This is a genomic window from Methylobacterium sp. P1-11, assembly GCF_008329595.1.
GTDB lineage: Bacteria > Pseudomonadota > Alphaproteobacteria > Rhizobiales > Beijerinckiaceae > Methylobacterium.
Genome location: NZ_NPKS01000023.1, coordinates 81,950 through 103,877 on the forward strand (window position 1 = coordinate 81,950; position 21,928 = coordinate 103,877).

Consider the following 21,928-nt stretch of genomic DNA (forward strand, 5'->3'; position numbering starts at 1 on the left):
GCGCCGACTTTTTCCGGGTCGCCCCCCGAGGAGCCGGAGCGCAGAGGAGGTCTCGAAGGAGCCCTCCTTCGAGGACCGCTGACGCGGGCCCCTCAGGATGAGGGCGCGGGTGGGGTGCGGTGCATGAAAGGGTCGCCACCGCAAACCTGCGGCGACGCGGCCCGTCCCTTGCCTGACCGGACGTGATAGCGAAACAGTCCGGGTTTAGCCGGTGAGCCGGTATAGAACGCGGGGTTGCCGGCCCGGGGCCGGACGGCGGAGACCGCATGGGCCTCGTCCTCTACGCGCTCAAGTTCCGGATCACGACCTACGTGCTCGCCGTGCTGATGATGCTCGGCGGCGTCGGCGCGATCCTCGTCACGCCCAAGGACGTGCTGCCGGTCGTCGACATCCCGGTCGTGGTGGTGGTCTGGACCTATACCGGCCTGTCCGCGCCGGAGATGGAACAGCGCATCACGACTTATGCCGAGTACGGCATCTCCAACAACGTCAACAACATCCGCCGCATGGAGTCGACGACGCTCCAGGGCACGGCGGTGCAGCGGATCTACTTCGACCCCTCGGTCAGCCTGGATCTCGCCATCGCCCAGGTGGTGTCCTCGACCAACTCGATCCGCGCCGTGATGCCCACCGGCACGCAGCCGCCAGTGATCGTGCGCTACTCCGCTTCCTCGGTGCCGGTGATCCAACTCGCCCTGACCTCGACGAAGCAGAGCCTCAACGAGGTTTACGACTACGCCCAGTACCGGATCCGCCAGACCCTCGCCCAGGTCCCGGGCTCGACCCTGCCGTCGCCCTTCGGTGGCGCGCCCCGGCAGATCATGGTCGATCTCGACCTCAACGCCCTGCAGGCGCTGGGCCTGACGCCGCTGGACGTGACCAACGCCATGACGGCCCAGAACCTGACGGTGCCGTCCGGCCTCGCCAAGATCGGCGAGCAGCAATACCCGGTCCAGCTCAACGCCACCCCCCCCTCGATCGAGACCCTGAACCTCGCGCCGATCAAGGTGGTGGCCGGCCAGCCCGTGCTGGTGCGCGACGTCGCCTATGTCCGCGACGGCGGGCCGCCGCAGGTCAATGTGGTCAGCGCCGACGGCCAGCAGGCCGTGCTGATGCAGATCATCAAGAACGGCAACGCTTCGACGCTGAACGTCGTGAACAACGTCAAGGCGGCGATGCCGACGATCCGCGCCGCCGCGCCCGAGGGCCTGTCGATCAAGCCGCTCTTCGACCAGTCGGTCTTCGTGTCGAACGCCATCGAGGGCGTGCTGCACGAGGCGCTGACCGCGGCGGCCCTGACGGGGCTGGCCATCCTGCTGTTCCTCGGCTCCTGGCGCTCGACGATCATCGTGCTGATCTCGATCCCGCTCTGCGTCATGACCTCGCTGGCCATGCTGGCGGCGCTCGGCGAGACCATCAACGTGATGACGCTGGGCGGCCTCGCGCTCGCGGTCGGCATCCTGGTGGACGACGCCACGGTGGCGATCGAGAACACCTACCGCCTGTTCGAGGAGGGCGAGAAGTTCCGCGAGAGCGTGGTCCACGGCGCTGCCGGCATCGCCAAGCCGGCTTTGATCTCGACGCTGGCGATCTGCGCGGCGTTCACGGCGGTGTTCGCGCTCACCGACACGCCAAAGTACCTGTTCACCCCGCAGGCGCTCGCGGTCGTGTTCGCGATGCTGACCTCCTACCTGCTGTCGCGGACCCTGGTGCCGCTGCTGATCGACGTGATCGTGGCGCCGGAATACCGGCAGAAGCACGCCAAGGACCGCGATGCCCACGAGCCGCCCCGGCGGGGGCGGATCGCCCGGGCGTTCGGTCTCGTCGGCGCTCCCCTGATGCGGCTCGCTGGCCGGATCCATGGCGGATTCGAGCGCGGCTTCGCGCGGTTCCACCGCGGCTATGTCGGCCTGCTCCACGCGGTGCTGCGCCACCGGATCGTTACTTTGGGGGCCGTCGGCGGCGTGCTCGGCATGACCGGCGCGCTGTTCGTCTTCGTCGGCCAGGATTATTTCCCGCAGATCGAGGCGAGCCAGATGACCATGCATCTGCGCACCCGCACCGGCATGCGCATCGAGACCGCCCGGCAGGTCTTCGCCGAGGTCGAGGCCACCGTCCGCGAGGTGATCCCGGCGGGCGAGGTCGACCAGATCCTCCAGAATCTCGGCCTGCCCTCGAACAACTACAACTTCGCGTTCTCGGACGGTTCGTTCGTCTCCTACAATGACGGGCAGATGCTCATCAGTCTCAAGCAGGGGCACGGCCCGGTGGCGGGCTACGCGAAGCGCCTGCGCGACGTGCTGATGAAGCGCTTCCCCGACGTGACCGTCTATTTCCAGCCCGCCGACATGATCACCCAGATCCTGAATTTCGGCGTCCTCACGCCGATCGACGTGCAGGTCTCCGGGCGGAACAAGGAGAGGGATCTGGAGGTCGCCCAGCGCATCGTCCAGCGTCTGAAGCGCACCAAGGGCCTCGTCGACGTCCACCTGCAGCAGATCGTCAACGCCCCGCAATTCTACGTCGATGTCGACCGGCGCCTCGCCTCCGAACTCGGGCTCACCGAGCAGCAGGTGGCGCAGAACATGAACATCTCGCTGTCCGGCAGCTACCAGGTGACGCCGAATTTCTGGCCCGATCCGAAGACCGGCATCCCCTACCAGCTCTGGGTGCAGACGCCGGAATATCGCAACAGCTCGCTCACCGACCTGCGCAACACGCCGATGTTCGTGCGCGCCGCCGCGACCTCCGGCTCCGGCCCCGGGGTGCTGACCCTGCTCTCCAGCCTCGCCGACATCCGCCGGATGCCGACGCAGACCATGATCAGCCACGTCAACATCCAGCCGACCTTCGACATCTTCGCCTCGGTGCAGGACCGCGACCTCGGCTCGGTGGCCCGCGAGATCGACGCCATCGTGCAGGACGAGCAGAAGAACCTGGAGGCACCCGACAAGATCGTGGTGCGCGGCCAGATCGAAAACATGCGCTCGGCCTTCTTCCGGCTGGAGATCGGCCTCGGCATCGCGCTGATCGCCGTCTACCTGCTGATGGCGGTGAACTACCAGAGCTGGGGCGACCCGTTCGTGGTGATCGCCGCCCTGCCGATGGCCTTCTGCGGGATCACCTTCGCGCTGTTCGTCACGGGAACGGCTTTCTCGATCCCGTCGATCTTCGGGGCGATCATGTCGGTGGGCATCGCCTCGGCGAACTCGATCCTGCTCGTCACCTTCGCCAAGGAGCATCGGGAGGCGACGGGCTGCAGCGCCCTGGAGGCGGCGATCACCGCCGGCGAGACCCGGCTGCGGCCGGTGCTGATGACCGCCTCGGCGATGTTTCTGGGACTGATCCCGATGGCGCTGGGCACCGGCGAGGGCGGCGAGCAGAACGCGGCGCTCGCCCGGGCCGTGATGGGCGGCATCGCCTTCGCGACGCCCGCGACCCTGCTGCTGGTGCCGTTCCTCTACGTGCTGATGCGCGGCGGCGCGGCGCAGCCGGTGCAGGATTACCTGGAGCCGGAGGGCCGGCCGGCGGCGGCGTGAGGCACCGCGGCGGCAGGACGAGCCTCGGGTCCCCTCTCCCGCACGGGAGCGGGGCGCGTCGCGCTCCGCCGCCAGTATCGCTGGCCCGATCCGGATGTATGAACATCGGATCCTGATCGGGGGATGCCCTTCCGGGTCGCTCACCCCTCCTTGAAGCCATATTCCGGCGTGTCGTCGTCGTTGCCGTAATACTTGTACGGCAGGAACTTGCCCGACATGGTGAGCCGCACGCGGTCGCCCTTGTTGTTGGCCTCGCGGGCCATGTCCATGTTGAAGTCGATCGCCGACATGATGCCGTCGCCGAACTCCTCCTGGATCAGCTCCTTGAAGGTCGTGCCGTAGACCATCACCAGCTCGTAGAAACGGTAGATCAGCGGGTCGGTGGGCGGCATCGACGGGATCGAGCCGCGATAGGGCGGCTCGTTGAGCATCCGCTCCTCGGCGGCGGTGAGGCCGAAGAGCTCGGCGGCCCGCTTGGCCTGGGCCTTCGGCAGCTTCATCTGGCCCATGCAGGCCGCAGTGATCAGGAACGGCGACAGGCCGCCGATCTCCTCGTGGATGTGCTTCCAGCTCCAGCCCTTCTCGCGCTTGATGTCGAGCAGCTTCTCGGTGAGGTCCTCGCGCTTCATCGTCGGCTCCCAGGTTTGACTTGTCGATCGGTCCGGTGAGGCCGCTTGGCCGGCGGCCCCACCCACCCCGATGCGAGGTGCGCGTCGGGATCGCAACCGTGAAGGGATGCGGCCGCAATCGGACGCGGGCCCGTTCATTCGGCAAACGGTATGCCACCCGGCGCCGTCACGGAAACATAAGTCTCGACAAGAGCTTGGCCGGCTGGGTGTCGATCACGACATCTCGTCGGAAACGAGATATCGTGAGCTGATGACGATATCTCGTGAGTTCGGCGTTCCCGGCACATTCGGGCCGGTCTTCGAGGGGAGCCCGGAGCCCATGCTGGTGCTCGCCCCCGAGGAGGATCGGATCGCCGACGCCAATCCGGCGGCGGCGCGTCTGCTCGGCCACGGGCGTTCGGCGCTGCGGAGCGCGCGGGCGAGCGGGCTGTTCCCGGGCCAGCGCGCCGCCCTCACGGTCTTCACCCAGGCCGCCCTGGCCAAGGGGCATTGGTGGACGCGGGCGCTGTCGCCGCGCGACGCGGCGGGCCGCGACCTGCGGGTCGAAGCCGTGGCCTTCCCGCTTCCCGGCAGGCCGATGCGCCTCCTCGTGACGCTTGCGGACCCGGATGCGATCCACCGCCGTCAAGTCGATGGCGAGGCCGAGGCCCACATGCGCGCCGGCCTCTCCGAGTGGCAGCGCATGGAGCGCATCTTCCGCGACATCGAGCGGGGCAACCAGCTGATCCTGCGCGCGGCCGGGGAGGGGATCTACGGCGTCAACGCGGAGGGCGTGACCACCTTCGTCAACCCGGCCGCCGCGCGTATGCTCGGCTGCAAGGCCGCCGACCTCGTCGGCCGGGACATGCACGCCGCCGTGCATCACACCCGCCCGGACGGCAGCCACTACCCCCATCGCGACTGCCCGATCTATGCGGCGTTCCGGGACGGGGCCGTGCATCAGGTCGATCACGAGGTGTTCTGGCGCGCCGACGGAACGTCCTTCCCGGTCGAGTACACCTCGACGCCGATCCGCGACCGGGGAAGCCTGCTCGGTGCCGTCATCGTCTTCCGCGACATCAGCCAGCGCCGGGAGGACGAGGCGCGCCTGACGAGCGCGCTGGCCGAAGTCGATTCCCTCCGCGAGCGCCTCGAGTTGGAGAACGCGTATCTCAAGGAGGAAATCCGGGCCGAGCGCCAGCATCAGGGCATCATCGGCCGCTCGCCGGCCATCGCGGCGACGCTCCGGCAGATCGAGCGCGTGGCCGGGACCGACGCCACCGTGCTGATCACCGGCGAATCCGGCACCGGCAAGGAACTGATCGCCCGGGCGATCCATGACGCGAGCCGCCGCAGCGCCGGCCCCATGATCCGCGTGAATTGCGCGGCGATCCCCCGCGAGCTGTTCGAGAGCGAGTTCTTCGGCCACGCCAAGGGCAGCTTCACCGGGGCGCTCCGCGACCGGGTCGGCCGGTTCGAACTCGCCGATCGCGGCACGCTGTTCCTCGACGAGGTCGGGGAGATCCCCCTCGACCTCCAGGGCAAGCTGCTGCGCGTCCTGCAGGAGCGCTCGCTCGAGCGGGTCGGCGAAGCGCGCACGCGGGCCGTGGACGTGCGCGTGGTCGCGGCCACCAACCGGGACCTGCGCGCCGAGATCCGGGCGGGCCGCTTCCGGGAGGATCTCTACTTCCGTCTCAACGTCTTCCCGATCCAGGCGCGTCCCCTGCGCGAGCGGCCCGAGGATATCCCGCCGATCGCCCAGCACCTGCTCCGGGTCGCCGCGCGTCGCCTCACCGTCCCGGAGCCGCGGCTCTCGGAGGGCGATGTCCGTCGCCTCTGCCGCTATCCCTGGCCCGGCAATGTCCGCGAGCTGGAGAATGTTATCGAGCGGGCGGTGATCCTCTCCGCCCGGGGCCGCCTCCGCCTCGATTTGCCCGATGGCGAGGCGACCGGGTTCACGGACCCGGCCGCGCCCGCCGCGGCGCAGGCCGGGCGGCCCGCCACGGAGACCGAGCGCCGGGCGCGCGACCGCGCCGAGATCGTCGCGGCCCTGGCGCTGGCGGGCGGCCGGATCTCCGGCCCGGGGGGCGCGGCGGCGCTCCTCGGCCTGCGCCCGACGACGCTGGCCTCGCGGATCAAGGCTCACGGGATCTCGCGCGGCTGATCCGGCGCATCCTTGATCCGATCCCTAGGTCGCTGGGCTGGCGGCCGCCCGGGCCGACGCCCGTGCCGGCGACGGCCGCTTGGAACGCGGCGGGCCGGCGCGGCGGGCCGTCCGACCGCCCCGATCGTTGGCAGCGATCCCGCACCGCCCCGGCCTGAACGGAGTTCCGCCAGGCCTCCGGGACGGTGATCGCCGCCTCCGCGAGCGTGGTTTCGATGCACCGGGCGGACGGGAAGCGCGCGGCTCCCGGCGGAAACGCTTGCATCCGGTGCGTGTTTTCGGACCATGCGTCTTCAGGTCTCGGAGGCGGATTTTGGGCGGAGACGAGCAGGACGGACAGACGGCCGATGGGGCGACGGGTGCATCCGCGCGGCCGGTCCCCTGGGAATTCGTGCTGCCCGAAGAGACGGCCACCGAGGATCTCGGCCTGTTCCTCTCCGAGTTCCTGCTGCCGGGGGACGTGGTGGCGCTGTCCGGAGGATTGGGGGGTGGCAAGACCACGCTCGCCCGCGCGATCATCCGCGAACTCGCCGGTGACGCGCAGCTTGAGGTGCCGAGCCCGACCTTCACGCTGATCCAGCCCTACGCGGCCCGCGACGGTCGGCCGGTCGTCCATGCCGACCTCTACCGGCTGCGCGACCCCGACGAGTTGGTGGAACTCGGCTTCGACGAGATGGCCGAGGGCGCCATCACCCTGGTCGAGTGGCCCGACCGGATGCCGCCCCGCGGCAGCCCGGTGCTGACCGTGGACCTGTCTCTGCGGGCCGAATTCGGCCCCGAGGCGCGGCTGGCCCGGATCGACGGCAGCGGCGGCATGCGCGCCCGCCTGGACCGGGCGCGGGCGGTCCGCCGCCTCCTCGACCGCAGCGGCTGGGACATCGCCGAGCGGACGCTGATGCAGGGCGACGCCTCCTCCCGCGCCTATGAGCGCCTGACCAAGCTCGACGGCACCAGCGCCGTGCTGATGATCGCGCCGCCGCGCCCCGACGGCCCGCCGGTGCGGGACGGCAAGCCCTACAGCGCGATCGTGCACCTCGCCGAGAGTGTCCACGCTTTCGTGGCCCTGGACCGCGGCCTGCGCGCGCTCGGCTTCTCGGCGCCCAGGATCTACGGCGAGGATCTCGCCGAGGGTCTGCTGATCCTGGAGGATCTCGGCAGCGAGCCGGTGATCGAAGGCGGCGCCCCGCGGCCGGAGCGCTATGCCGAGGCCGTGCGTGTGCTGGCCAAGCTCCATGCCAACCCGCTCCCCCCGGTTCTGCCGGTGGCGGACGGGATCGAGCACGTGCTGCCGCCCTACGACATGGAGGCGCTGCTGTTCGAGGCGGAACTGATGCCCGAATGGTATGCCCCGGCGATCCGGAACGTCAGCCTGTCGGCGGAGGCGCGGGCGGCCTTCCTCGACCTGTGGCGGGAGGCGCTGCGGGGCGCGATCCCGGACCGGCCGACCTGGACCCTGCGCGACTACCACTCCCCCAACCTGATCTGGTTGCCCGAGCGCGACGGGCTGGAGCGGGTGGGGGTGATCGATTTCCAGGATGCCGTGATGGGCCACCCGGCCTATGACGTCGCCTCGCTGCTCCAGGATGCCCGGGTCGATTCCAGCGCCGAGTTCGAGCTGCGGCTGCTCGGCCTCTACGCCCGCGAGCGCCGCGGGCGGGACCCGGCCTTCGATGTCGGGGCCTTCGCCACCGCCTACGCGCTGCTGGCGGCCCAGAGGGCCACCAAGATCCTCGGCATCTTCGCGCGCCTCGACCGGCGCGACGGCAAGCCCGGCTATCTCGCCCATCTGCCGCGGATCGAGGGCTATCTCGCCCGCAACCTCGCCCATCCGGCGCTCGCCGGGCTGCGGGCCTGGCACGCGGACCACCTGCCGGGTCTCGTCGCCCCGGCGCCCGAACCCTGACCTCCGGATTCCCGACCGCATGAGCGATCCCAGCCCCGCCGTCAGCCGCGCCTTTGTCCTGGCCGCGGGCCTGGGCAAGCGCATGCGGCCGGTGACTGCCACCGTGCCGAAGCCCCTGGTCGAGGTGGCCGGCAAGGCGCTGCTCGATCACGCCCTCGACCGGGTGGCCGAGGCGGGGATCGGGACCGCAATCGTCAACGTCCACTATCTCGCCGACCTGATCGAGGGGCACTTGGCCCGTCGAGCCGAGGGGCCGGACCGGGGGCCGTCGACGGTCGTGTCCGACGAGCGCGCGGCACTGCTGGAGACGGGAGGCGGCATCCGCAAGGCGCTGCCGCTCCTAGGGGATGCGCCGTTCGTGGTGCTGAACTCGGATTCCTTCTGGCTAGAGGGGCCGGCCTCCAACCTGCGCCGGCTGATCGAGAGCTGGGATGCGAGCCGCATGGACGGCCTCCTGTTGGTGGCGCCCACCGCCACCAGCCTCGGCTATGAGGGAGCCGGGGATTTCGTGATGGACTCCGACGGCCGCCTGGAGCGCCGCGGCGAGCGCGCGGTGGCGCCGTTCATCTATGCGGGCGTGGCGATCCTCACGCCGAGCCTGTTCGCCGACACGCCGGACGGTGCCTTCTCGCTCAACCGGCTGTTCGACCGGGCGATCGCGGCGGGGCGTCTGTTCGGGATGCGGCTCGACGGTCAGTGGCTGCATGTCGGCACGCCGGAGGCGATCCGGGCCGCGGAGGAGCGCGTGCGCGCGAGTGCCCGGGCTCCGTAAGGCTCCTCGGCTGCGGCGCGCGACGCCTGGGCCGCGCAGGTCGTTGTCCGAAGTGTCTTGCCAAGCCGGATTTGAGCCTCTAGAAGCCCCTTCACGCCGGCGGGCCAAGACCCCGCCGCGTCAGGCGCCCGTAGCTCAGCTGGATAGAGCACCAGACTACGAATCTGGGGGTCAGAGGTTCGAATCCTTTCGGGCGCGCCAAAATTCATACCATTTGAAACAGGATTACGAACGACTGGCTTTTGAGGCCAGCTCGGACGAGCCTTGATTCGAAGGGGCGGCCTTTAATCCTACCTGCTTCGCGCCCATTGCGGCCATTCAACCGCTCTTGCTTGCATCCTTTAAGCAGACGTCGAAGAGAGTCTCAGTCGTTTAGCGAGGAGTATTCTCCCTTCTAGAATCTGCGCTCAATCTACGGCGTCTCTGCAAAGGGGTTCGCAGGCTGGGTGGTCAGGCCCATGTGGGCTTGATGCGACGCTTTGAACGGACCGACCGCAGTGGGAGCAGATCGTCCCGCTGCTGCCTCCGCAGAAGCCGCGCACGGGCCGGCCTGCGGAGGATCACCGGCAAGTCCTCAACGGCATGCTCTGGATCCTGCGCACGCGCGGCCGCCCGCGCCCGCGTCCCCGCCGGACGGCAGGCGACCGGGGCTGCTCCCGTCCGCCGGCCCGTTGCCGCCTCCGACAACGCCGGATCGAGCCGGTGATCCCGACCCGCAAGGATCAGCCCCACCGGCTCGATTACGACAACGCCGCCTACCGCGAGCGCAACAAGGTCGAGCGGCTGATCGGACGGCTCAAGCAGTATCGCCGAATCGCCGCCCGCGACGAGAAGCGAGCCGCAAACTACCTCGCCATGGGCACGCTTGGCATGACCAGGCTCTGGCTCACATGACTTTGCGGAGACGCCCCAGTCGAGCGAGCGGCATGTATGCCACACAGTCGCTGTACTCTAGCGTGTGCCACACCTCGACCAGCTGCACGACGACCGTCAGAAACGCGCGCCGACCATTTCCTCGCTCCTCGCCCAGAGCGCACGCGCGCGCTCGGGATTCAGCGCGTAGGAGCGCACGCCTTCGCTGACGGGAGTGATCAACCCGTCGGTGATCTCGGACACGTGGCAGTTCTCACAGTAGCGACCGCCGACTGCCTCCGCTGACGCCACGAAAGCCGCCCAGACTGATGTGGCAGCTCCTTGGGGGATGGTTTTCCACGCAAAAGCTGGCTTACCGGCCGCTGCGAGGTCGGCATTGATCCGCTCGACCGATAAGGCGATAGCGCCCTGGCCCAAATGCCGGCCGAGTTCGGTCTCGATGCCGCCAGGGTGCAGAGCCGTCGCCCGCACCCCGCGCGTCCTGTGCCGCCGGTCGAACTCCGCCGCGAACTGAATGTTGGCCGTCTTCGAGCGCCCGTACGCGACCATCGGGTCGTAGGGCGTACGCTCAAAGCCCGGGTCGTCGAGATCGGGTTCCGCGTAACGATGACCGGACGAGGCGACCATGACCAGCCGGCCGCCGTCCCGGATCAAGGACGCGATCCGGTTCACGAGGACGAAGTGGCCGAGGTGGTTCGTTCCGAACTGCGTCTCAAAGCCGTCAGTCGTGCGACCCAGCGGTGTGGCCATGACGCCGGCGTTGGCGATGACGACGTCGAGCGGCCTGCCATCCGCCAGCAGCGCGTCGGCGCAGGCACGGACGCTGGCCAGCGAGGCGAGGTCGAGCGCGACCAGTTCGAGACTTCCGCCCTGCGCCGCCTGATCGCGCACCACGGCAGTCGCCGACCCGGCCTTGGTGAGATCCCGCGCCGTGCCGACGACCTCCGCCCCGTGCGCGGCAAGGGCGCGGGCCGTCTCCACGCCAAGTCCTGCCGAGACGCCGGTCACGAGCACGCGCTTTCCGTTGAGATCGACGCCGGCGAGCACCTCATCGGTGGTCGAGGTCGCCCCGAATGTTGCGGTCATGTTGCTCTTCTTGTCAGTGGACACACCTCGCCCGTCGCCCGCGAAACCATTGTTCGCCGGCCTCTCAGTCGATAAGAGGAGGTTGCCTCCGTTTAAATACGGAGGGATCCTCCGTTTAGCAAGAGGTGTTGGCCCGTGGACGATGAGGATCCTCGTCCGACCGCCCGCAGGCCGCGTGCCGATGCCGAACGCAATCGCCTCCGGCTGCTCGACACGGCGAAGGCGACCTTCGCCGAGAAAGGTGCGGCCGCCAGTTTGGAGGAGATCGCGCGCGCGGCAGGCGTGGGTGTCGGCACGCTCTACCGCCATTTCCCGACCCGCGACGCCCTAATCGAGGCGGTCTACAGGAATGAGACCGCACATCTCGCTGAGGCCGCGGAGCGGCTCACAGCCACCCGTTCCCCAACTGAAGCGTTGCGGGAATGGATGCTGGTGTTCGTCGACTATATGGCGACGAAGCAAGGCATGTCGGAGGCCCTCAATGCCACGGCCGACGGGCCAGCCAGCCTGTATGCCGCCTCCGGCGCCCAGATTAAGCAGGCCATGGCCATGTTGTGCGACCGCGCGGTTGCCGCCGGGGAGATCCAACTGGACATGGAGCCGCTCGACCTGCTGCGGGCGGTGGCCAGCGTGACCAGCTCCGGCCCGGACCGGAGGCAATCGGCCATGCGCCTCGTCGATATCTTGGTCACGGGTCTTGAAAAGTCCGGTCGTGACGAAGCGGGACGCTCGATCGCGGCCCGCGCCAAGGGCGCGCCCCGTCAGCAATCGCGTCGATCAACGCCGTGAACGCGTGGTCTCCGCAAGAGGTGTGCTGCAGTCGGGTCAGCGCCTTCCGGGTATGGTGATGCCGGCGCCGTGCTCACCTCGCCGACCAGATCCCTCCGGAGCGGCAGAGAAGCTCCAAGCCCGCCGACCGTCGGCGCACCGCTCGATTGGGTGGTCGCTTTCCACGACGGCACGGCTTGGTTTCCACACCGAGATCGCCCTATGCCCGCTCCCATGACAACCACCATCGCGCGCCTCGTATCGGGAATGCCTGTGCCTTTCGGCGGTGACCGCGTGACCGTGATCACGCCTGAACTCGCGGAGGCCTTCCAGCCCGGTGATCATCTGCTGGTCCTGCAGGAGACCGGAGACCTCCTGCACATTCCCGCGGCTCAGATCGCAGTGGCTGCCGCCGCGGTGGACCGTGCGCATGCAGCCTTCGTGGCGATGTCGGCCGTACCGGATCAGGCGATCGAGCGGTTCTTCGACCGTTTCGCTGCGCTCCTCGATGACCCTTCGGCTTGGCGTGCCATCGCCGAGGCGAACCGCCAGGATGTCGAGCGCGCCCAGGGCGGTGGCCGCTCGACGACCCGGCTCGTCGCCACCGACCGGATGCGGCAGGATATGATCGCGGGCCTGCGGGCGTGGCGTGACAGCGAGACGCTGCGCGGCCGGGTCGTCGAACGCATCGTCCACACCGGCTGGACCATCGAGCAGGTGGCGGCACCGCTCGGGGTGGTCGGCTTCGTCTTCGAGGGGCGCCCGAACGTGCTCGCCGATGCAGCGGGCGTCCTCCGCAGCGGCAACACGGCCGTCTTCCGCATCGGCAGCGACGCGCTCGGCACCGCACAGGCCATCATGCGGCACGCCCTCGTGCCCGCGCTCAACGAGGCCGGCCTACCGCCCGGAGCCATCTCGCTCGTCGAGAGCCTGGAGCGGTCGACAGGCTGGGCCCTCTTCGCTGACCGTCGGCTCTCGCTGGCGGTGGCGCGCGGGTCGGGCCGGGCCGTGGCGCAACTCGGGAGCGTCGCCCGACAGGCCGGTACGGCGGTCAGCCTGCACGGAACCGGAGGCGCCTGGATGGTCGCCGACCGCGATGCGGATGCGGAGCTCTTCTCCGCGGCTGTCGAAGCGTCCCTGGACCGGAAGGTCTGCAACACCCTGAACGTGTGCTGCATCCATCGCGCCCGAATAACGGATCTGGTGCCGATTTTTCTGACCGCCCTGGAATCCGCCGGCCGCGCACGCGGCTTCGGATGCAAGCTCCACGTGGTAGCAGGCGACGAGACTGCCCTGCCGGACGGCTGGCGCACCGCCGCCGTCCGCGTCCGGCGCGCCGAAGGCGAACGCACCGAGCCGCTGACGGAGATCCAGTCCGAGGATGATCTCGGCCGCGAGTGGGAATGGGAAGACACGCCCGAGGTCAGCCTGAAGATCGTGGATGATCTCGATCACGCGGTGATGCTGTTCAATCGCCTCAGCCCGCGTTTCGCCGCATCGTTGATCAGCCGGGACCCGGAGGCGCATCGGCGCTTCTACGACACGGTGAACGCGCCCTTCGTGGGCGACGGGTTCACCCGCTGGGTCGACGGACAATACGCCCTGAACCAGCCCGAGCTCGGGCTGTCGAACTGGCAAAGCGGCCGTCTCCTCGCCCGGAGTGCCATCCTGTCCGGAAGCGGCGTCTTCACCCTGCGCAGCCGCGTCACGCAGGACGATCCGATATTGAGGCGGTGAAGGATCGGAATGCCGCGAGATCCACGCGGCGACCGGTCACGGAGATCTCGACGGCCGGCCGGCGGCATTTCGCTGAGGCGTCAATCTCTGGCGCGAGACCTCGGCGTCGAGCCGTTCCCGGGATGAACGTCGGTCCTCGGGGTGGGGCGGGGTGCGGGCGAAGTCGGCCTTGAGGCGGACGGCGGCGAAGTCCATGAAGGTCCGCACTTTGGCGAGCGACAGCCGGCCAGGGAGCGTGATGAGATGTACCGGCACCGGAGGCGGCTCGTCCTCGGGAAGCAGAACGACCAAGCTGCCGCCCGAGACTTCGTGCTGGATCTTATAGGAGAAGATCCGCGCAATGCCCTCGCCGTCGACCGCCGCGCTGACGGCGGCCTCGTCGGTGTTGACCATCAGGCGCGGCTTAACCCGGACCGTACGGGGAATTCTGCCTGCGGCTAAGGGCGGGAAGCTCCAGATATCGTCCGGGCCCGTGGGCTCTATGCCGATGAAGTCGTGCTGCGCCAGATCGGACAGGGATGCGATTGGCGGCCGGCCAGCCAGGTATTTCGGCGATGCACACAGAACGCGGCGAACTTCACCGATGCGTACCGCTATCAGGTTGGATTCCTGCAGCGGGGCAATCCGGAGCGCGACATCGATGCCCTCGTCGAGGAGGTTCGTCATTCGATTGAGCAGCAGGTAGCGGACCTGCATCGCAGGATATGCCTTCAGGAACTCACCCACGACCGGGCGCAGGACCCGCGTCCCGAACATCACGGGGGCGGTGACGGTCAGGACGCCCTGCGGGGCAGCCCGGTTCCCGGCAACGGCGAGGTCGGCATCATCCAGGTCCGTCAGTACCTTGCGGCAGACGGCGGCGTACATCTCGCCAGCCTCGGTCAACTGCAGCCGTCGTGTCGTCCGGTGCAGGAGTTGAGCTCCGACATGGCTCTCAAGCGCGGCCATGGCCCGCGTCACGGCGGCGGGCGAGCGATTGAGGCGCCGGCCAGCGGATGCGAGGCTGCCTTCGTCCAGGGCGGTGACGAACACCCGCATCGCATTGAGACGGTCGATCATTGTTCCGCCTCGCGAAATCAAGGATTCCATAGATTAGGCATTTTGCCGTCGATCACAACACGTTACCTTCGATCAACTGGTTCGATGCGAAGGGGCGTGCGTGACCTATCCCACCAGCATTCCGGTGACCTATTACCGCACAGCCAAGTTAGAGGACGTGAACGTCTTCTACCGAGAAGCCGGCCCCACGGGCGCACCAGTCGTGTTGCTGTTGCACGGCTTCCCGACCTCATCGCACATGTTTCGCAACCTGATCCCGCTCCTCGCGGATCGCTATCGCGTCATCGCGCCCGACTATCCCGGCTTCGGGGGCAGCGATGCGCCCGATCACCGGGAGTTCGCATATACGTTCGCGCACTACGCCGATCTCGTCGACGGCCTGCTCTCCCAATTGGGTGTGGACCGTTACGCGATGTACGTGATGGATTACGGCGCCCCGGTCGGCTATCGGCTCGCTCTCAAGCATCCTGAACGCGTCAGCGCGCTGGTCGTCCAGAACGGCAACGCCTACGAGGAGGGGCTGAAGGCGTTCTGGGATCCCATCAAGGCCTACTGGCGCGAGGATACGCCGGAGCGGCGCAACGCTCTCGCCTTCCTCGTCGCACCGGAAACGACGAAGTTTCAGTACGTCGACGGCGTGGCCGACATATCCCGGATCGATCCGGACAACTGGTTGCACGACCAGGTGCTCCTCGACAGGCCGGGCAACAGGGATATCCAGCTCGACCTGTTCCGCGACTACGGCACCAACGTACCGCTCTACCCGCGATTCCAGGCCTTCTTCCGCGAGCGCAAGCCGCCGACGCTGATCGTCTGGGGCCGGAACGACACCATCTTCCCGGCTGACGGCGCACATCCGTACCTGCGGGACCTAACCGATGCCGAGCTTCATTTGCTCGATACCGGGCACTTCGCCCTCGAAGACAAGCTCGACGTCATGGCGCCCATGATTCGAGACTTCCTCGACCGTAACATTGGCGGCCGCTGAGATGCAGATGGCACGCGAGGGGACGGTGTCGGGGCACGATCAAGGTCGAAGATGGCACCGAGATCTACTTCAAGGACTGGGGCGAGGGGCAACCCGTGGTCTTCAGCAACGGATCGCCTCTCAGCGCCGACGCCTTCGAGAATCAGATGTTCTTCCTCGCCCGCCAGGGGTACCGCTGCATTGCGCATGACCGGCGGGGGCACGGCCGCTCCAGCCAGCCCTGCACCGGCAACGACCGCGATACCGACGCGGACGCCCTGGCCGCGCAGGGTCCGGGCTCTCGACCTTCGACAGGTCGTGCATGTCGGCCACTCGACGGGAGGGGGCGAAGGCGCCCGCTACATCGGCAGGCACGGCACGGATCGGGTCGCGAAGGCCGTTCTGATCGGCGCCATCCCGCCGCTGATGCTCAGGAGCGACGACAATCCAGACGGAACGCCGATAGAGACCTTCGACGCCCTCCGCTCCGCGACGACCTGTCGGCCTCCTAGCGGCGCACCCGTCGGAAGGAGGGCCGCCTGATGGCGCCATCTAAGTTCCAGCCCTCCCACAGCAGCGTCTGTCTCTGTGGCACACCGGGTGCAACATTCGGGGCGAACGGCACGTGGCTCTCCCCGAGGCGATCCTTCGCTAAAGCGCGCGGGATCGTCGAGACGATCAAGTCCGAGGCGGCGAGAGCTCCCATTACGATCCACCATCTCCGCGGCGGCATCTCGGTCCTCGAAGGATCCGGCGGCAACATCGCGGTTCTCAGCGGCCGCGACGGCAAGGTTTTGGTCGATGCCGGCATCGCCGTGTCGCGCCCGCAGGTCGCCACCGCTCTCGCGACGCTCGGCCCGGAACCGGTCACACACCTCGTCAACACGCATTGGCACTTCGATCACGCGGACGGAAACGGGTGGCTGCACGAGCTGTCTCCGACGATCATAGCCCACGAGAACACGCGCCGGCATCTGTCGACCACGCAGCGTGTCGACGACTGGGACTTCGATTTCGCGCCGCTTCCAGAAGCGGCTCTGCCCACCGAGCTGTTCGCGACGGATCTCCGCCTGAGCCTCGACGGCACTACCCTGGGATTACGTCACTATGGACCTGCCCACACGGACAGCGACATCTCGGTTCACTTCGAGGAGCTCGACGTCCTGCATGTAGCCGACACTTACTGGAACGGTATCTACCCCTTCATCGACTATTCGACCGGCGGTAGCATCGACGGGAGCATCCGTGCTGCGGAAGCCAATCTTGCCCAGGCGACCGAGAACACGATCGTCATCCCCGGCCACGGCTTTCCCGTGAGCGACCGTGCCGGGCTGCAGCGGTTCCGCGACATGCTCGTCACGGTCCGCGACCAGGTCGCCGGGCTGAAGGCGGAGGGACGCTCATTGGAAGAGATCGTGGCGGCGAGACCTACGGCAGCCTTCGACGAAGTCTGGGGCCAGTTCGTCATTACGCCGGCGCTCTTCACTCGACTGGTTCACGAAGGTGTCTGAGCGAGGAGGGCCAACTCAAAAACCGAGTTGACGACAGCGCTGGACGATCCGGCCGAGCGCGATTTGACGGGAGGAGTGGCAATATGGGCCGCAGGTACGGCGAAGCGCTCGGAGCGGAGATGGTCGGCGCGCTCAGCTGCTACGAGCGCTGCATCGCCACGTTCGCCAACATTCTGTTCGCGAAGCGTATCCTGCCCCCGAGCGAACTGGCAGCGAAGAGGGGTGAGGTTGCGGCCCGCTGGGACGCGGAGTCTCGCTCATAACGGCCGGGTTCATCAAGCATCAGGGCCGTTTCCCGCCCAGTGAGACCATGGATAACCTGGCCGGCGCCGTGGCGGAGCGCGGCCTGGCGGTCTTTCTTCGACTCGATCATGCGGCCGCGGCGATCCAGGCGGGGCTCGACCTGCGCCCGACCCAGCTGCTCATGTTCGGCAGGGCAGAAGGTGGGACTCCTCTGATGCAGGCAAACCAACCCATCGGCGTTGACCTGCCCCTGCGCGCCCTTATGTGGTGCGATCCGGCGGATCGAACTTGGATCGGTTACGACGACCCCTGCGGCTGGCGGAGCGTCACGGCTTGACGGAGGGCCATCCGAGGCATGCCGCAAAGGCTCTCTTGCGGCTGCTCGAGGCCTGCGTACTTCAGGCTGCCGGAACAGGCCCGGCGAAACCACGGGGAGCGCTTTAGGTCGCGTGTGGCGACTTCTGCTGACGCCGCGCCACGGATCGGCCATTACCTGCCGGCGCCGCATCAATCGAGAAAATGTTCAGTACAGAATCCAGGGGAGGACACCATGAGAACGGTATCTCTTCGGTTTGGTGCATGCATCCTGGGCGCCTGCATCGGGTCCTTCACTCCTTTGGGGGTCGAAAGCGCTGATGACGATGCTTCTCCGATCTTCGGCGTCAGACTTCCTGACAGGTATCGCGACTGGAAATTGATCAGCGTGGCGCACGAGGCGGGCAGTCTCAACGACATTCGTGCCGTTCTTGGAAACGACATCGCTATCAAGGCATATCGTGAGGGCGCGCGTCCATTCCCGGATGGCGCGATCATCGCGCGGTTAGCTTGGGAGTATATGCCATCTGCCGAAAACAATGCGATCTTCGGTCAAGCACAATCGTTCGTTGCCGGCTCCCCGACGACTGTCCAGTTCAGCGTCAAGGACTCGAAAAAATTCGCCAATACGGGCGGATGGGGATACGGGCAATTTGAAGGTGGCAAGCCCAACCGGAGCGAAGACCTGATGAAGACCTGCGCGCCATGCCATGCTCGCGGATCGTCAGACAACGATTTTGTCTTCACACGCTATGCGCCGTGAGAGCCGTCATCAGTACAAAAATGTAAATTGTTTTAATTAATATGTCGCAGCGAATTCCATGCAAAAGCCGAAGAACAATGATCAGGAATTGTTGTTCCTGTAAAACTAGCGTCCGGACCCATAAACGTAGGGCTGGCGGCGATGATGTGATTCACGGCTCGTGCTGGAAGAGCCGATGGATCATTTCTGGCGTGACGGACGAGCAGTTTGCAAAGATCACCCCGCATCTGCCCACCGATACGCGGGGCAAGGAGCGCGTGGACGACCGGCGCGTCATCAGCGGCATCGTCCACGTGCTGAAATCCGGCGGCCGTTGGACAGACGCACCGCGCGAGAACTACGGCCCGAAGAAGACTCTCTAAAGCCGCTCCGTGCGCCAGACAGCCAAGAGGGTTTGGGTTGGCCTGTTTGCGGCGCTCGCTCAGGCTGGTGGACCGCCCAGGTTCTAATCGACGCGTCCGTGGTGAAGGCTCACCGCTGCGCCGCCGGGGCGGAGAGGAGAGCAGATTCAGGCCATTGGTCGCTCGCGAGGCGGACGCACGACCAAGAGCCACGCGCTCACCGACCGCGCTTGCCGCCCGCTCGCTTTCCTGCTGACCGGAGGGCAGGTCGCCGACTGCAAGGCCGGTGCGCTGCTTCTCGGACGCCTGCCCACTTGCCGCATCGTCGGCCCACTACGCCGTGCGCCTGGCCCTACTCCGCCTTTGTTATCTGGGGCCCGTGATCCTGCACGGCATCGCGGAAGGAGTTGTTTGTGGCCGGGGTCGCGCGCGCGGCTCAGCGACTACCCTGCCGAAACCCACCCCGAGTCGGCATCGGCAACAGAATGCCGGTAGTGCTTGAGGCGCCTCCAGCTGCGAGCACAAGAATGGCGCATGGTGACAGAAGAATTCGTAATCCCAGAAGAACTGCGAACCGCGCAGCGCTTTGTCTCTGATGCCGTTGCGGCCAATGGTGGCGAGACGTCGGTCTCTGGTCCATGCTTCTGCACGAGAATTGAAACGCTGCCATTTGCCTCAACCTTCCTGCCGTCCACAACACAGGCCCGGGTGGCGGAGCGGGCCGGCAAACCGCTTCTTCCGTCGGGAAAAGGTCGGCTCGGACACGCCCATCTTCCGGCAGACCTCGTCTGCTCGTCGCCCCGTTCTCCGCCTCCGTGGGACAATGGCAATCGATTCGTTCAGAGGCGTTTGCGGGATAGGGCATCCCCCCTCCAGGGTCACAATGCGCGCAAAAACGCGCACACAGCGCGGATCCGTTCAATGGGATCCAGGGCTCACCTTTGCGTGCCGGTACCGGCTGCAGCCAGCACCCCGCGGACATGGCGTTGGGATCAGGCGCTCACCACGATTCTCGGAACTCGAATTGAGCCGCAAGAAACGTTGCCTTCAGCCGCCCATGCATCTGCCGATCATTGAATAGCGGGCCTTTAATGGCATCGATACATGCTCGTATCGTTCCATCCTTCGATGAGATCGCGGAAAGTCTATCGGGAGTTTCTGGAAAGAGGGGAGCGGACTGCGGAACGTTGGGGCGCCCAGAGAGCCCGGATATGGGTGAAAGAGGTGACAAGCCGCACCAGCACGAACCGCCATGAATTCAAAAACTGCACGCTCACCGCATTTGGAAGCACGACAGCGAGAACGATCGCCAGCGCCGTCGCCGCCTTCCGGTGCGGGCTGTACCAGGACGGAAAACGAATGACGGCATTCAACGCTTGCCTTAGCTTTATTCCGCGCCCCGTGACAATGTCCTGATTTATTTGATAAATACTGTAAAAATACATTTGCTCGGGGGGTATTATGGCGTCAGTGAGGTTCCTCTGCCGTAAAATAGCCTCGAGATGGGAGACGCGGTCCTTGAATCTTCGTTTATGTTTCTCAAGTAGCGCTATTGATGGGTTATTTCGAACGCCAGATTTATTCTTTCCATGTATGCGATAGCATCCAAGCGGATGCTTGACACTGACGATATCGCCAAAAAAGGGTGCGGCAAGCAAAATGACGCCGTCGACCGCGCTATCATAGGAGGCGCCGCGCAGAAACTCGCACACATCTCTCCTGAAAACATTCCCCGATGTAGGCGGCGAGATGTAAGTTCCGGCTTCGCTCACAAATCTTTTGAATTTATCTCGATCGCGTCCTGCCTGAAGAGCTGGAAACGGCGGGGCAATCACCGACCCGTTCTCATTTATTCGGGTCAACTGGAACTGAAGTTTTGAGACGCTGACATCGAGTGCGCCCATTATTTTTCCCAACGAGTTCGGCAGTAGTTTGTCGTCTGCGTCGAGAAATAGAACGAACGGCGCCGTCGTATTGTCGAGCCCCATCAGACAAGCGCTGACCTGACCTCCATTCTCCTTGCGGAATGCACGCACTCCGCTGCTTTGAATTATATTCCAAGAATTGTCGGTCGAACCATCATCGACAACGACGATTTCGCACGACTTGTTGTTCTGTGAGAGGACGCTGTCAATTGCGCATTTAATATATTTCTCGTAATTGAAGCAATTTATGATGACTGCCAAGGACGGCGGTCGCTCGTAAGTCATCCTTCCATCCCTCACCGTTTCATCGTTCATGTATTTTCGGCAATGCTCCGGGAGCAGCATATCACGATCGTCAGTCGATTAATAAAAATAGGAACTCTCCAAATGCCATATATTGCATATTCTTGCTCTGGATCCAAGAAAATTCAGAGGCTTGAGCAGGTAAAAAGATAGACCGGCTTCGGAACGGCCGTCGCGACGCGTTATTCCAGGGCTTCGCCTGGGCCCGTGAATCCCATTCGCTTCCCGGATGTCATCACGAGGATGAAACGTTGATCGCACGCTACAGCAGAACTCGGGCGCGCAAATCGGCTGCGCGCTGCAAGGCGGCAGCGGGAGGTGAACAATGAGCAAGATCTGAGCGTCCAATCGTGCCAGAGGCAGGAGCAGCAACCGACCGGGTTGCATCATGGGCCTCGTCGCTGCCCGCAGCGAGGTGGTTGCGACACTCATCTGGGGTGAAGCGCCGGAAGGCGGCTTTGTTCATGGGCTAGGTTTTGATGGGTGCGTGCGGTGCCTCGACGTGCAGGCGGCCCTGAACTTGGCCAAGGCGAGTTCGATCGGAGTGAGGCCGGGCGAGGCGGGCGTCAGGTCGGGTAGCCGCGCCGCATGCCTCGCTTTATTCCCGGATACCGCTGAGCTCGTGAGCCGGTCGTTTATTCAGCCCGACTGTGTTGCCAAGCTTTCAAGTTGTGGCAGAGGTCGCCTCGACAGAGACGCGGCACCGCAACCCGGACGACAATCCGTCGTTCGGCGCGGTGGTCGTCAAGCTGCCGGCGTAGGCCTGACGCGATGGAGATGGTTTTTCCACACCCGAACGGCCCGGTCACGCGCCGGCCTTCCTTCCCCGGCTCCCGCCCCACAGCGTGGCCGGTGTTTTCTCGTGGCGATCCCCGGCGTTTGAAGGAGGGCGACCGGCTGCTCACCCCTCCCGGCAGACCATGCACCGTCTTCCTTGCTCGAGAGCGGCCCGGCTAGAGCTGTTCCCGGTCAGGTAGCGACGGCCAAGTCGTTCTCGTAGCCGGCTCCGGCGATGTAGTTGCGGCACTCCTGCGGAGTGAAGCGCTTGAAG

General features: G+C 66.2%; 14 protein-coding genes, 1 tRNA gene and 3 pseudogenes. 14 read left to right on the plus strand and 4 right to left on the minus strand.

The annotated features are described in order from the left end of the window. The first annotated feature begins 266 nt into the window (after positions 1-266). Complete coding sequence (locus CIW48_RS21940; RefSeq protein WP_149312654.1) at positions 267-3,539, plus strand: efflux RND transporter permease subunit; 3,273 nt, start codon at positions 267-269, stop codon at positions 3,537-3,539. A 140-nt stretch (positions 3,540-3,679) separates the two neighbouring features. Here the strand turns inward: CIW48_RS21940 and cynS are convergent, their stop codons facing one another. Beyond that, positions 3,680-4,168 (minus strand): cyanase, encoded by a 489-nt coding sequence (gene cynS / locus CIW48_RS21945; RefSeq protein WP_091784976.1) that lies wholly within the window; start codon positions 4,166-4,168, stop codon positions 3,680-3,682. A gap of 250 nt (positions 4,169-4,418) precedes the next feature. Here cynS and CIW48_RS21950 point away from each other — a divergent pair, with 250 nt between their 5' ends. The 5 genes and pseudogenes from CIW48_RS21950 (at position 4,419) to CIW48_RS21970 (ending at position 9,880) form a co-directional block, all read left to right on the plus strand. After that, the gene (locus CIW48_RS21950) at positions 4,419-6,311 is read left to right on the plus strand and encodes a sigma 54-interacting transcriptional regulator (protein WP_149312655.1); all 1,893 of its coding nucleotides are present in this window, start codon (positions 4,419-4,421) and stop codon (positions 6,309-6,311) included. A gap of 313 nt (positions 6,312-6,624) precedes the next feature. Further along, positions 6,625-8,214 (plus strand): tRNA (adenosine(37)-N6)-threonylcarbamoyltransferase complex ATPase subunit type 1 TsaE, encoded by a 1,590-nt coding sequence (gene tsaE, locus CIW48_RS21955; RefSeq protein WP_149312656.1) that lies wholly within the window; start codon positions 6,625-6,627, stop codon positions 8,212-8,214. A 19-nt stretch (positions 8,215-8,233) separates the two neighbouring features. Next, on the plus strand, positions 8,234-8,986 hold the full coding sequence (locus tag CIW48_RS21960) for a nucleotidyltransferase family protein (RefSeq protein WP_149312657.1): 753 nt from the start codon (positions 8,234-8,236) through the stop codon (positions 8,984-8,986). A gap of 124 nt (positions 8,987-9,110) precedes the next feature. Then, positions 9,111-9,187: transfer RNA gene (locus CIW48_RS21965), tRNA-Arg, on the plus strand. A 268-nt stretch (positions 9,188-9,455) separates the two neighbouring features. Further along, positions 9,456-9,880, plus strand: a pseudogene (locus CIW48_RS21970) (transposase). Between the two features lie 96 nt (positions 9,881-9,976). Here the strand turns inward: CIW48_RS21970 and CIW48_RS21975 are convergent. Then, positions 9,977-10,945, minus strand: coding sequence for an SDR family NAD(P)-dependent oxidoreductase (locus CIW48_RS21975; protein WP_149312659.1), 969 nt, complete (start codon positions 10,943-10,945; stop codon positions 9,977-9,979). Positions 10,946-11,080: 135 nt separating this feature from the next. On the opposite strand from CIW48_RS21975, the gene CIW48_RS21980 reads away from it, so the two are divergent. Both CIW48_RS21980 and CIW48_RS21985 read left to right on the plus strand, forming a co-directional pair. Beyond that, positions 11,081-11,734 carry a TetR family transcriptional regulator gene (locus CIW48_RS21980; RefSeq protein WP_149312660.1) on the plus strand — a complete coding sequence of 218 codons (654 nt, stop codon included), beginning with the start codon at positions 11,081-11,083 and terminating at the stop codon, positions 11,732-11,734. Between the two features lie 273 nt (positions 11,735-12,007). Beyond that, a complete protein-coding gene (locus CIW48_RS21985; RefSeq protein WP_246695363.1) occupies positions 12,008-13,450 on the plus strand; it encodes an aldehyde dehydrogenase family protein in 1,443 nt (480 codons plus the stop codon). A 36-nt stretch (positions 13,451-13,486) separates the two neighbouring features. Here CIW48_RS21985 and CIW48_RS21990 read toward each other — a convergent pair whose 3' ends face one another. Beyond that, positions 13,487-14,509, minus strand: coding sequence for a LysR family transcriptional regulator (locus CIW48_RS21990; protein ID WP_173009352.1), 1,023 nt, complete (start codon positions 14,507-14,509; stop codon positions 13,487-13,489). A 100-nt stretch (positions 14,510-14,609) separates the two neighbouring features. Between CIW48_RS21990 and CIW48_RS21995 the strand changes: the two genes are divergently transcribed. The 6 genes and pseudogenes from CIW48_RS21995 to CIW48_RS22025 all read left to right on the plus strand — a co-directional run. Beyond that, positions 14,610-15,497 carry an alpha/beta hydrolase gene (locus CIW48_RS21995; protein ID WP_149312661.1) on the plus strand — a complete coding sequence of 296 codons (888 nt, stop codon included), beginning with the start codon at positions 14,610-14,612 and terminating at the stop codon, positions 15,495-15,497. Then, a pseudogene (locus CIW48_RS22000) lies at positions 15,494-15,965 on the plus strand (alpha/beta hydrolase); the annotation flags it as partial. The gene CIW48_RS21995 and the pseudogene CIW48_RS22000, both read left to right, overlap by 4 nt. A 53-nt stretch (positions 15,966-16,018) precedes the next feature. Beyond that, positions 16,019-16,987, plus strand: a complete 969-nt coding sequence (locus CIW48_RS22005; protein WP_149312662.1) for an MBL fold metallo-hydrolase — start codon at positions 16,019-16,021, stop codon at positions 16,985-16,987. Positions 16,988-17,297: 310 nt separating this feature from the next. Further along, positions 17,298-17,567, plus strand: coding sequence for a DUF302 domain-containing protein (locus tag CIW48_RS22015; RefSeq protein ID WP_149312663.1), 270 nt, complete (start codon positions 17,298-17,300; stop codon positions 17,565-17,567). A gap of 213 nt (positions 17,568-17,780) precedes the next feature. Further along, complete coding sequence (locus tag CIW48_RS22020) at positions 17,781-18,308, plus strand: cytochrome P460 family protein (RefSeq protein WP_149312664.1); 528 nt, start codon at positions 17,781-17,783, stop codon at positions 18,306-18,308. 175 nt (positions 18,309-18,483) lie between these two features. Then, positions 18,484-18,976: pseudogene (locus tag CIW48_RS22025) on the plus strand (IS5 family transposase); the annotation flags it as partial. An 818-nt stretch (positions 18,977-19,794) separates the two neighbouring features. Here CIW48_RS22025 and CIW48_RS22030 read toward each other — a convergent pair. Next, positions 19,795-20,889: a glycosyltransferase gene (locus CIW48_RS22030; RefSeq protein ID WP_149312665.1), complete on the minus strand. Its 1,095-nt coding sequence runs from the start codon at positions 20,887-20,889 to the stop codon at positions 19,795-19,797. Positions 20,890-21,928 lie beyond the last annotated feature (1,039 nt).

What these genes read in the sequence shown, in the direction of transcription:
- CIW48_RS21940 (WP_149312654.1), top strand. Translation starts at nt 267, where the DNA reads ATGGGCCTCGTCCTCTACGCGCTCAAGTTCCGGATCACGACCTACGTG.
- cynS (WP_091784976.1), bottom strand. Translation starts at nt 4,168, where the DNA reads ATGAAGCGCGAGGACCTCACCGAGAAGCTGCTCGACATCAAGCGCGAG.
- CIW48_RS21950 (WP_149312655.1), top strand. Translation starts at nt 4,419, where the DNA reads ATGACGATATCTCGTGAGTTCGGCGTTCCCGGCACATTCGGGCCGGTC.
- CIW48_RS21960 (WP_149312657.1), top strand. Translation starts at nt 8,234, where the DNA reads ATGAGCGATCCCAGCCCCGCCGTCAGCCGCGCCTTTGTCCTGGCCGCG.
- CIW48_RS21975 (WP_149312659.1), bottom strand. Translation starts at nt 10,945, where the DNA reads ATGACCGCAACATTCGGGGCGACCTCGACCACCGATGAGGTGCTCGCC.
- CIW48_RS21990 (WP_173009352.1), bottom strand. Translation starts at nt 14,509, where the DNA reads ATGATCGACCGTCTCAATGCGATGCGGGTGTTCGTCACCGCCCTGGAC.
- CIW48_RS22005 (WP_149312662.1), top strand. Translation starts at nt 16,019, where the DNA reads ATGGCGCCATCTAAGTTCCAGCCCTCCCACAGCAGCGTCTGTCTCTGT.
- CIW48_RS22015 (WP_149312663.1), top strand. Translation starts at nt 17,298, where the DNA reads ATGGATAACCTGGCCGGCGCCGTGGCGGAGCGCGGCCTGGCGGTCTTT.
- CIW48_RS22020 (WP_149312664.1), top strand. Translation starts at nt 17,781, where the DNA reads ATGAGAACGGTATCTCTTCGGTTTGGTGCATGCATCCTGGGCGCCTGC.
- CIW48_RS22030 (WP_149312665.1), bottom strand. Translation starts at nt 20,889, where the DNA reads ATGAACGATGAAACGGTGAGGGATGGAAGGATGACTTACGAGCGACCG.